A 10,867-nucleotide genomic window follows, 5' to 3' on the forward strand; every position below is an offset into this window, starting at 1 on the left:
AATCCATCAAATGGGAAGTTGCATGTTTGGTTAAAAATGATTGAGTATTTGTAGTCATAAAGAATACCTCTTTTCTGACTACAATATAAAATCTAATTTGACATTATTTATGCCATATCACCAAATTGTCGGTATAGCGATTTTAATAAATACTGCGCTATTATAAAAATAATAAGATAGATGGAAGAGAAAAGTATGAATAAGCAACCTTTGAAAAGAAAATGGAGCATGAAGAAGATTATATTGGTTATAGTCTCACTATGCTCTTTTTTAGTTCTAAGCTTTGCAGTTCATCTTTCCCATCAACAAGGTTTCGTTTCCTTATTTCCTTTTGTCTCTTCAACGATGGTCTATGTTAATGAAGATGGTGAACTGGAACAAGGTATGCAGAAGATCGGTAAAGATTATTACTACTTTTCAAAAGAAACCGGCTTTATGAAAAAAGGCTTTCAAACCATTAATCACAAAACGTATTATTTTGACAAAAATGGAAAACGGGTAACAGGGCTGCATACAGTTAATGGAAAAACTTATTATTTTGAAAAAGACGGACAGATGCTTAAAAAGAAGTTTAAGGCCTACACAAAGGATGAAAAACCGATGCTTTCTTATTTTGATCAAAAAGGGCATATGGTAACCGGAACCAAGACAATTCATAAGAGGAAATATGTCTTTGATCAAAGTGGAAACCTACAGATTGATATTGAAAAGCTTCAAAATGATGTGCAGGAGATTCTTTCTCAATACTCCGGTGATATCAGTGTCTATTTCAAAGACTTGCGAACCAGAAAAGGATTTGAGATTCATCCGGAATCCATGTATCCATGCTGTATGATCAAAACCGTTGCCCTGGCCGCTGTTTTTCAGGAAATCGATGCGGGAACGATCGACTATGCACAATACGAACAATGGATTGAGCCTATGATCACCATCAGTGATAACACATCCTATAATGTGTTAATGGAAGTGATTGGAGATGGTAATGGACTTTATGCCTTACATAAGGCAAATGTTCTGGCTCAACAAATCGGCATGCGAAATACCGCATTGCATCATGGCCTACAGCCTGGCCAGCACTTTTTTACGGACGGCGGTGCCAATGTCAGCTGTGCAAATGACATCGGTATATTTTTTGAAAAGCTCTATGATCATGAACTGGGATCAAAGAAAAGCTGTGATCAAATGATCTATCTTTTTAAACGTTGTACGGATTACACGGCTTTACAGAGCGGTTTAGGAAAAAATGTTGAATTTGCCCATAAAACCGGTTGTGCTGATACGTATTATCATGATGGCGGTATTGTCTATTTGCCGGGTAGAGACTATATCCTGGTCGTCTTTTCTAAAGATGTAAACGTCTATACATCCTTGATGTATGAGATTTCTTCCTGTGTTTTTGAATATCAAGATACATTGATTTAGTTTTTCATGACCGACTTATGCTAGGAACTATACTTCCTTTCATAGCGAATAAGTCGGTTATTTTTATTATAACTTATACTCGATACAATAAAGGCAAGTAATCATTACATATTTCATAGCCTTTGATAAAAATATAAATCTTATAATTTTTAAAACTAAATGAATTTTTCTTTCTACAAGAATGAATATATTATGAGATTTTAGAAAGGATTTGATCATGAAACGGATCTATTTTCCATTTTTGTATCTTTCCATTCATAATATGGCCAAACCTCTTTTTCTTTGTGTTTGACTGGTGTAACCTTTACCCATTTTTCCACTTTGAAAAAGGAGCTTTCATGTTTCAAATATTAATATGTGAAGATCATCTAGAGGATATAAAGCATCTATCGCATCTCATTCACGATGCTTTTACACAGGAAAACATTTCTTATCATCTTACGATCTTAAATGAAAAATCTGGCTTAGATTTTAAGAAATACGATCTGATTTTCTTAGATATCCAACTAACCTCTTATAATGGTATCCAATTAGGGCATCTCATCCGAAGGCAGTGTCCTAAAATCCCTATCATTATTACTTCTTTATATGCCGAATATCTTCAACAAGGCTATTTGATCGAAGCTAAGCGTTATTTATTAAAGCCCATCTCTTGCCTTGATTTTCAACGTGTCTTTTACGATGTGATCTTAAAAGATTGTAAACAACAGAAGGCTTTGACGGATTTAAAGATTTCTCCTTATAAGATTTACTATAAAGATGTATATTATGTAGAATTTTATGATCGTCATACGTATCTCTATTTAAAACATAAAAAATATCGAACGACTTATTCCCTTTCCTATTGGAAAGAACGACTGACATTTTATGATTTTGGACAATCGTATAAAGCTTTTCTTGTCAGTTATCGACATATTGCCGATCTTTCCCGTGACAAAAAAGACATTCTTTTGACCAATGGTGTTTCTATTCCTCTATCTAAAAAATACAAAGCTTCATTTATGAAAGGATATCTACATTACCTACAATGCTCACAATAAATTTCTTGTTTGATTTACTGACCTTTATTTTTCTTTTGACGTTTTTACATTACTTTTTCCCTTTTCGATATTCCCTTCATCAAATTTTCTTATATAGCTTTTTTATCGTACCTTGTGCTTTTCGTAACCGGATCAGCCTTGTACAAAATGCAGTTTTCTTTGTACTTCTCTGGACTTTGTGCAATGCCTTTTATCAGGGAGGCTTTCGTGGTAAATTTTTTCATTTTAGCTGGTGCTGTTTTATCTTGTTGACTGCCAGAGCGATCATTCTTTTATTATTTACACAGTTTCTTTCTTTTTCTACGATTGCACCCACGAGTGAAGTCTTGTTGGTGATGATCCTATGTACTCAGCTTTTAAGTCTCAGCTTTTCACTCGTGTTTGTGCATCTCAAAACTCAATACCGACAAATCTTGCTTACAGGCTATCATTCTTTATTCTATATTCCTTATATTCTATTATGTTTCTTCTATATCTTTCATATGGACTATGGTGTTTTCTATGATCGTGCCACCTGCCTAGTTTTTTTATATCTCATTCAAGTGGCAGCTCTATCTTTGGTTGCTCGTCTCTTTTTCTGGCAACAAGCGTTTTATCAACGAAAGCTCATTCGGCTGCAACAATCCAATTTACAGCTACAATGTCGCTGTCGGCTCTTATATCAAGCCTATTCTTCTTATTTTGATCACATTCATGATCTATTACATCAATGTCTTTGTTTGGAAAGACTTTCCTGTTTCAAACAATACAATCTCTTGCAGAAACAAATCAAAAAATTGACGGAACATACGTTTAGTCACTTCCAAAATCTCTATAGAACCTGTCCGGTCTTAAAAAACTTGTTGGAAAAGGAAAAGAAACGAATTCAGAAACAACAGTTACGCTTTGATACAACTCAATTGGATGAGGAAAAAATACAAATCAGTTATGCTGCCTTACAATCTGTTTATCAATCCATGTTGAAGGTACTTTTTCAATATTGCGAAAAGACAACGATCACAATTCAAAATCAACATAAAGTTCATTGTTGTTTTCTCCAATTTACTTTTTCTTCCTTTTATTTCGATGAAACAAAACTTTCCCTACCTTATGACGTTTATATATCTCGGGATTCCCTTCAACTGTATCATGTCACTTTTTTGATTCCTGATTTGTGAACTTTGCCAAGTATTAATATTTATTTAGTACTTGACTTTACATAGTACTAAATATACTATAATAGTGTGAGGTGATTCGATTGAATACACAATTTAAAAAAGGTGTATTGGAGCTGATTGTTTTAAAAACGATAGAATACAAAGACCTCTATGGATATCAGTTGGTGACAAAGATCAGTGAAATCGTCGATGTCAATGAAGGTACGATCTATCCGCTTTTAAAACGATTGTCCAATGATCATCTACTCGAATCTTATTTAAAAGAATCCTCGGAAGGACCACCCAGAAAGTACTATCACATTACCCCCAATGGGATACAAAAACTGCAGGATCTGGAAAAGGAATGGAATGAATTTTCCGGTAAAGTCAATGCATTTTTAAAGGAGGTGTCTTATCATGACGAAAAGTGAATTTTTAGAACAGTTGGAACAAAAGCTTTTATTGATCTCCGAACAGGAACGAAAAGACATTTTGATTGAATATGGCACATATATTGATGATAAGATTGCCAATGGTGCCAGTGAAAAAGAGGCAATCCAGGGCTTTGGCGATCTGGATGAGCTTGCCAAAGAAATCTTAGAAGCTTATAAGATCAATACAGATAGTATGGATACTAAAGCTGATAAAACGTTGGATCGCGCCTATTCGAAAACCGAAAGTTTTCTAAATAAGTTCGGCAATTTCAGTGTTAATGATATTTTTCATCTGATTTTTGATGCCTTTGTCCTTCTTGTATTGCTTTATATCGGAAGGATTCTTCTCATTGATATTTGTTTAAATATTCTGATGAATGTAGTTAACTGGATCTTTGGTATCACTTATGGAGCCAGTATCGTATATGCCTTTGAAGATTTGATGATCTGGATCTTTAAGCTCATTTATCTGGCGGCAAGCATTCTCTTCTTTATTTCCGTCATGTCCAGAAGAATTCGTCGAATCAAACGACATGACTATCGCATCAATGTAGTGGAAGACTTAAAACAATCCTTCAACAAAGAAGCCAAGGATTTCTTAAAAGAGGATGATGGCCTGCCACCGATTCCCGGCACAAAACCGGAGAAAACACTCTATCATCAAAGAAAAGCACAATATACAGATAGCGGAAGCCTACTGATAAAAATCATTTTAGCGTTGATCAGCTTTCCGACCATCTGTTGCATCATCGGATTCAGTATTGCTTTGATTACCTTATTCTTTGTAGGGGTTTTCGAACACGTTTACAGTATTGGCTTGATCTTATTAGGTGTTGGACTGTTAGGCGGCAGCATTTCCGTTCAATGGTTCTTGATCCATCTATGGCCAAAAAAGGAGGAGATTCCTCATGCGTAAGATCCTCATCACATTTGTGGTATCCGTCATCTTAGTAATCAGCGGTGCCCTGGTCTTTGCGATGGAACTGGCACAAATTCAGTTTCATACAGTAGAGATTGACAGCCAGCCGGCAAGTTATAAGACTACGGTTGCGCAAAACATCGATCCGATTACCATCGATGCCTATCCTTCCAATTACAGTGGCTATAGTGATCTTGAATTAAAAATTGATGAAATGAGCATGGATCCTGCCCTGGCAGAAAATGAAATCGTTATCGAATATCCAAACCTTTTTGAAGTCCATGAAATCGGACATACCGATAATCGAAATGATATGATCATTAATTTCAGCTATTCTTTAAATATGGATACCAACATCTTTTCACAAAGCGAAAACTGGGCGGATTTGATGCGAATATGGCGCACAAAAGAAGTCGATATTCCTTTCTTAAATGCCGATAGCTTAAAGCTGCAGATTCGATATGGTAAAAACCTGGAAAACCGTATCCATGTAAACACTTCCTTTGTCGGATGATCTTCGGCTTAGCGCTCTCATACAACCGCATCCGTTGTCTTTCTACATCAAAAGGCAAACACTTTCGATGAACTGAAAACACGGACAAAGCCGATTTCATAAAAAGCGCCACTTTTTCAGTAGCGCTTTTTATTGTTCTTTTAATACGTTTGCGGCATATTCTAAATCTTTGGCATCAACATAAAAATCCCAGGCATATCTGGGCTTGTGATCACCTGCCAACATGGATCCCATCAAAGCAGTATGAAAGGGATGCAGCTGATTGACATCTTTCATGCGGATGCGATATTCGATATGATGTTCACTTAAAATATCTTCTATTTTGTTTTTTTGTTCTATGTCGGTAGTTGTAAAAACCTTCTCTTTTCCAAACATTCTATCTCTCCTTATACACTCCCATTATAACAAAAAAAGAGAGTTTCCTCTCTCAATGAAACATATCCTTCTTTTTAAAAATCAAGATGGCTACCAGACAGGCGATGACCGCAATCGCTGTCGGAAAGAGAACATGTGGTGCAGGAAGTCCACTGACGTTCATCCCATAAAAGCTGAAAATAATATTTGGTATGGCCATAACGATCGTAATGACAGTTAAGACCTTCATAACAATATTTAAGTTGTTGGAAATAACAGAGGCAAAGGCATCCATGGTTCCACTTAAAATGTTGGAATAAATATTACACATCTCAATGGCCTGATTGATTTCGATCATCACATCTTCCAGTAAATCTTCATCTTCTTCATAAAGCTTGATCATTTTACCACGCATGATCTTATTCAATGTGATCTCATCCGCTTTTAATGAAGTCGAAAAGAAGACCAGTGATTTTTCCAAGCCCAACATCTGAATCAGCTCTTTATTTTCCATCGACTGATGCAGCTTCGATTCGGTACGGCTGGACAAACGATCGATCTGACGCAAATACACCAAATATTGTTGCGAAATGCGCAATACCAGCAAAAGCAAGAAGCGCGTTTTTAAACGGGTATCCATCTGACGGATGCGCCCCTGCGCCATATCCTGTAAAGACCAACTTTCATACAAACTGATCGTTACAACATAGCCCTTTAAGATTACGATACCCATTGGGTTCGTTTTATACTGCAAGGTCGTATAATCTTCATTCTTATTGACATCACTTTCATCAGAGTCTGGATAGTCGATAATCACAAGTGTCTGATCAAAGTCATCATCATAGTCGATATGTGAACTTTCTTCATCATCCAAAGAAGATTTGACAAATTCCGGTAATACACCAATATGTTCGATCAAAAAATTTCTTTCTTCTTCAGTTGGAGCAATCGCATTAATCCAGCATCCTTTTTCCGGAGCATCAATACGACGGGTACCATCATCAAAAGTCTTGTAAAATTCAAGCACAGTAATCCCTCCTTTTTAACGGAGACAAACTGCGATGCCTCCGTATCCTTTATTTTGCTTTTTGTTCCACTCATGACTTAACGGGTCCGGAGACATAATTTCACCTACTTTCATGCCTTTGTATTGTACCACAAAAATGAAAAAGGATAAAAAGGCTTTAACAAACTTTTTACACATTTTAATAAAAAAAACGGGATTGCTCCCGTTACTTTCAATTTCATAAGCCATGTTCTGTATCAGACAGTCATTTATCTATAGGTTTCCCTATCCGATCTTAGGTTCAGTTCCCCTTGATCAGTTCCCCTACCAAATTTGGGTTTCTCGCTTGCGGGGTTTACCCGTTCCACCTATTCTGTTTCCAGAATAGCTCGTCTCTGTGGCACTTTTAAAGCCGTATTTCCTTAGTTTCCCTTAGGAAGTACGACAGCCGTCAGGATCAACCTGCCTGGATTTATGACTTCATCCAGCACAAACACTACGATCATCGCAGATCGTGCGAGCATGGACTTTCCTCTAGCTTTCGCCAGCGACTGTCGAAATTGAAATCAATTATTCTTCCGGTTTTACCGGTGCGCTATTTGTCGTATGGAATACAGCTTGTTCCAAACGTGCAATACGTTTTAACAAATCGATCATATCTGTATTTCCGTTTACGTAGTCAGCGCTCACTTTTTCATTTAAATTCTGGTTTTCGCTCTGCAATGTATAAATTTCCTGCTGCAGTTCTTTAATTTTTTCTTCATAGCGGCTTAATGCCTGCCCCAATTCTTCCATTTTTTCATCATAGACCTGATAATCTTCGATGATCAAATCTAAGAATTCATCAACTTCTGCCGGAGCATACCCTTTAATATCCACATGGAATTCTTTTTCAAAGATTTCCTGCGCAGTCAGATTCATTTCTTTTGTCATTTTGATTCCCCCTGAGCACTACTCATTATTATGACGTTTTTGCCCTAAAAAATCAACCATAATTGAATGTTAGTATGATTTCATATATAATTAGAACGATGAGTATAGTGAAATATCCAACAGCGGTTGTCCACCAGAATTTTCATGGTGTAAAAGATCAACACACCAACCGCGGAATGCGTCTGGAAGCCGATCTAAACGATACAAACAAGTATTACAGAGAGTGTGATAAAGCGCTGATTTATAAAAAGCCTACACCGGTACAAGTCGTTCGTGTCGATTATCCGGCAAGAAACAAGGCTAAGATCGTGGAGGCATATTACAAAACACCTTCTACGACTGATTATAATGGCATTTATAAAGGTCGTTATATCGATTTTGAGGCAAAGGAAACAAAGAATAAAGCGCAGTTTCCCATTGGGATCATTCATTCTCATCAGATCATGCATCTTAAAAAAGTACACAAGCATGGCGGTATCGGTTTCTTTGTGATTCGATTCAGCCTGCGAAATGAAACTTTTCTGGTAGATGCCCCTTTATTGATCGATAAAATTGAACATTCCTCAAAAAGTTCGATTCCCTATTCCTGGTTTCAGGAGCATGGGCATTTGATTCAAGAAGGCTATATACCTAGATTAGATTATCTCAAGATCGTCGATCTTTTGTATTTTAAGGAGGATAAGACATGAGCCAAGATACAAATCAGAAACCGCAGAAAAAAAAGCGTAGAAAGCTGGATATCTGGAACAAGCTGGCAATCGGCGTGCTTTCCATTTTTTTGGTAGGCTGCATCTCCGTTTTCTTTATTCTGGTCAACATCATCAATGACCCGGATGGCATGCAGTTTGTCGAGGGTGATCTGACAACACTTTCCAACTCACGTATTTATGACCGCAACGGAAACCTGATTTCCGAGCTGGGACAGGAGATTCGTGAAGATGTCACGTATGATCAGATTCCACAGAACGTGATCGATGCGTTTTTAAGTATTGAAGACTCTCGTTATTTTGATCACAACGGGTTTGACTTACCTCGCTTTTTGGCCAGTGCTTTGACAAACCTTCGCTCCGGTTCCTTTGCCCAGGGTGGGTCGACATTGACGATGCAGCTGATCGACAATACGTTTACTTCACAACAGGAAAAAAAGATTGAAAGTGAACAAGGCAGCATTTCGGCATTTACCAAAATCAAGTTAAAAATACAGGAAATTTATTTGTCTTTAATTGCCGAACAAACCTTAAATAAAGAAGAAATCTTTGATTACTATGTAAACCGGATCTGGTTTGGATCAGGTGATAATACTCGAGGCATCCAAAAAGCAGCCAAGTACTTTTTTAATAAGGATGTATCGGAACTGAATTTAAGTGAATCCGCCTTTTTAGCCGGTGCCATCAATGCCCCGGACACATATAATCCATTAAACAATTTATATAAAACGGATCAGGATTATCTGGCCAATGCGACAAGTCGTCGAAACACAACACTTGCCTTAATGTTACAGCACGGATATATTACCGAAACTGAATACAATTTGGCAAAGAATTCAAAATTAGAGTTTGCCCTGCAATATACGAATATATCCAGTCAGGATCCAAATGCACCGTTTATCTATCAGGCTGTACAGGAAGTTATTCAGTTGACCGGTCAAGATCCGGGTGTTGTTCCTATGGATATCTATACAACGCTAAACCCGGATGTACAAAAGGTAGCTTATGATATCTGTGCAGGAAATATTGTCAACTTCCCAATCGAACAGCTTGATACCGGCTTTGCCGTTATTGAGAATCATACCGGTGAAGTGATTGCGGTCGGTGCCGGTCGAACCTATTATCAGGATGCGACCAAACGAGATTTATCCATGGAAGAAAGGCAGCCAGGTTCTTCAATGAAACCATTATTGGCTTACAGTTCTACCTTTGATTTATTAGGCTGGTCCACCGAACATAAGATCAACGACCATGGTGAAGACTACTTCCATGCGGGAAGCAACCTTCAAAACTCTGATCGTCAATATCGTGGTGTAGTCAACTTAAAGACAGCCCTTGGTTTATCCTTGAATACACCGGCAGCACAGGCGATGATTGCCCTGGTGGATGAAACCGGTTATGATTACTGGATCGATTTCTTAAAGAAGTTAGGATACAGCGAAGATACCTATACACAGTTTGTCGAACAGTATGCGATCGGTGGTGCCGAGATGTATGCATCCCCTCGCCAACAAGCCAGCGCTTACAGTATGTTGGCCAATGGTGGTAAACGTGTAGAAGATCATACAGTTCGAAAAATTGTACGTCGCTCGGATGGTAAAGAAACCTCCGGTGATACGACCGAATACGAACTGATTAGTGAAGAAGCCGCTTATATGACATCCTACCTGTTGGAAAATGTCGTATCCGGAAATTATCAAAACTTCAATGAAATCTTATACAGCCAAAACTATACGGCATATGGTAAATCCGGTACATCCGACTGGTCCACTTATGGGGTACAATATGGTATTCCTGCCGGAGCTGCCCGTGATGAATGGTCTATCGGTTATACCAGTGATATCAGCGTGGCAACATGGACCGGCTTCAGCGGTGAAAATGAAGCATTAGGATACTACTTCACAAACTCTTTACTATTTGAGGCAACTGCCTTCCATATCACGCATTACTTATTAGATTACTGCCAACAGTTCTATGACTATAACAATATTGAAAAGCCTAGCGGTGTATCGAACTATAATGGTGGTTATATCAAAACAGAGTTCCTTTCTAAAGGTGATTCAAAAGTAACCGGCGGAAATGCGAAGTCTGAAGATGAAGAAGATACTGAGGAAGAGGAACAGGAAGAAGAAACGACAGAAGAAGAAAATACGCAGGAGCCAACAACGCCACCAACGGAACCAACTGTACCAGAGGAGCCTAGTGATCCAACGCAGGATCTTCAACAACAATGTATCAATTCCGGTGGTACTTGGCAAAACGGAGCTTGTATCTATCAGAATACCGGCAATAACGGAAATACAGGTATGGAAACCTTCCGACTGGATTCATTGACCTTACCGGATTCACGAAAGAGAATATTATAAAAGGGGGTCTAACAGTTGAGTAGTTTTTGAACTACT

At 37.9% G+C, this 10,867-nt stretch carries 11 protein-coding genes and 1 other RNA gene; 8 read left to right on the forward strand and 4 right to left on the reverse strand.

Annotation, left to right across the window (positions count from 1 at the left end; genetic code table 11):
• Positions 1–345 precede the first annotated feature (345 nt).
• The 6 genes from U0M88_RS01030 (at position 346) to U0M88_RS01055 (ending at position 5,465) form a co-directional block, all read left to right on the forward strand.
• Positions 346–1,422: a serine hydrolase gene (locus U0M88_RS01030; protein WP_331868624.1), complete on the forward strand. Its 1,077-nt coding sequence runs from the start codon at positions 346–348 to the stop codon at positions 1,420–1,422.
• A 338-nt stretch (positions 1,423–1,760) separates the two neighbouring features.
• The gene (locus U0M88_RS01035; RefSeq protein ID WP_205140966.1) at positions 1,761–2,462 is read left to right on the forward strand and encodes a LytR/AlgR family response regulator transcription factor; all 702 of its coding nucleotides are present in this window, start codon (positions 1,761–1,763) and stop codon (positions 2,460–2,462) included.
• Between the two features lie 245 nt (positions 2,463–2,707).
• The gene (locus U0M88_RS01040) at positions 2,708–3,619 is read left to right on the forward strand and encodes a hypothetical protein (RefSeq protein WP_331868625.1); all 912 of its coding nucleotides are present in this window, start codon (positions 2,708–2,710) and stop codon (positions 3,617–3,619) included.
• Between the two features lie 80 nt (positions 3,620–3,699).
• Complete coding sequence (locus U0M88_RS01045; RefSeq protein ID WP_167697785.1) at positions 3,700–4,029, forward strand: PadR family transcriptional regulator; 330 nt, start codon at positions 3,700–3,702, stop codon at positions 4,027–4,029.
• A complete protein-coding gene (locus U0M88_RS01050; RefSeq protein WP_331868626.1) occupies positions 4,016–4,948 on the forward strand; it encodes an HAAS signaling domain-containing protein in 933 nt (310 codons plus the stop codon). The genes U0M88_RS01045 and U0M88_RS01050 overlap by 14 nt, the downstream gene beginning before the upstream one ends.
• Positions 4,941–5,465, forward strand: a complete 525-nt coding sequence (locus tag U0M88_RS01055) for a hypothetical protein (RefSeq protein WP_331868627.1) — start codon at positions 4,941–4,943, stop codon at positions 5,463–5,465. The genes U0M88_RS01050 and U0M88_RS01055 overlap by 8 nt, the downstream gene beginning before the upstream one ends.
• A gap of 129 nt (positions 5,466–5,594) precedes the next feature.
• On the opposite strand, the gene U0M88_RS01060 is transcribed toward U0M88_RS01055, so the two are convergent.
• The 4 genes from U0M88_RS01060 to U0M88_RS01075 form a co-directional block, all read right to left on the reverse strand.
• Positions 5,595–5,840: a hypothetical protein gene (locus U0M88_RS01060; protein ID WP_279139600.1), complete on the reverse strand. Its 246-nt coding sequence runs from the start codon at positions 5,838–5,840 to the stop codon at positions 5,595–5,597.
• Between the two features lie 52 nt (positions 5,841–5,892).
• Complete coding sequence (locus U0M88_RS01065; RefSeq protein ID WP_167697789.1) at positions 5,893–6,846, reverse strand: magnesium transporter CorA family protein; 954 nt, start codon at positions 6,844–6,846, stop codon at positions 5,893–5,895.
• A 216-nt stretch (positions 6,847–7,062) separates the two neighbouring features.
• Positions 7,063–7,387, reverse strand: an RNA gene (gene rnpB, locus U0M88_RS01070) — RNase P RNA component class B.
• 8 nt (positions 7,388–7,395) lie between these two features.
• Positions 7,396–7,758, reverse strand: coding sequence for a DivIVA domain-containing protein (locus U0M88_RS01075; protein WP_022790465.1), 363 nt, complete (start codon positions 7,756–7,758; stop codon positions 7,396–7,398).
• A 104-nt stretch (positions 7,759–7,862) separates the two neighbouring features.
• On the opposite strand from U0M88_RS01075, the gene recU reads away from it, so the two are divergent.
• The gene (gene recU, locus U0M88_RS01080) at positions 7,863–8,447 is read left to right on the forward strand and encodes a Holliday junction resolvase RecU (protein WP_415980603.1); all 585 of its coding nucleotides are present in this window, start codon (positions 7,863–7,865) and stop codon (positions 8,445–8,447) included.
• Positions 8,444–10,831 (forward strand): transglycosylase domain-containing protein, encoded by a 2,388-nt coding sequence (locus tag U0M88_RS01085; RefSeq protein ID WP_331868629.1) that lies wholly within the window; start codon positions 8,444–8,446, stop codon positions 10,829–10,831. Before recU ends, U0M88_RS01085 begins: the two co-directional genes overlap by 4 nt.
• Positions 10,832–10,867 lie beyond the last annotated feature (36 nt).

It is taken from the genome of Faecalicoccus sp. (genome assembly GCF_036552745.1).
Lineage (GTDB): Bacteria > Bacillota_I > Bacilli_A > Erysipelotrichales > Erysipelotrichaceae > Faecalicoccus.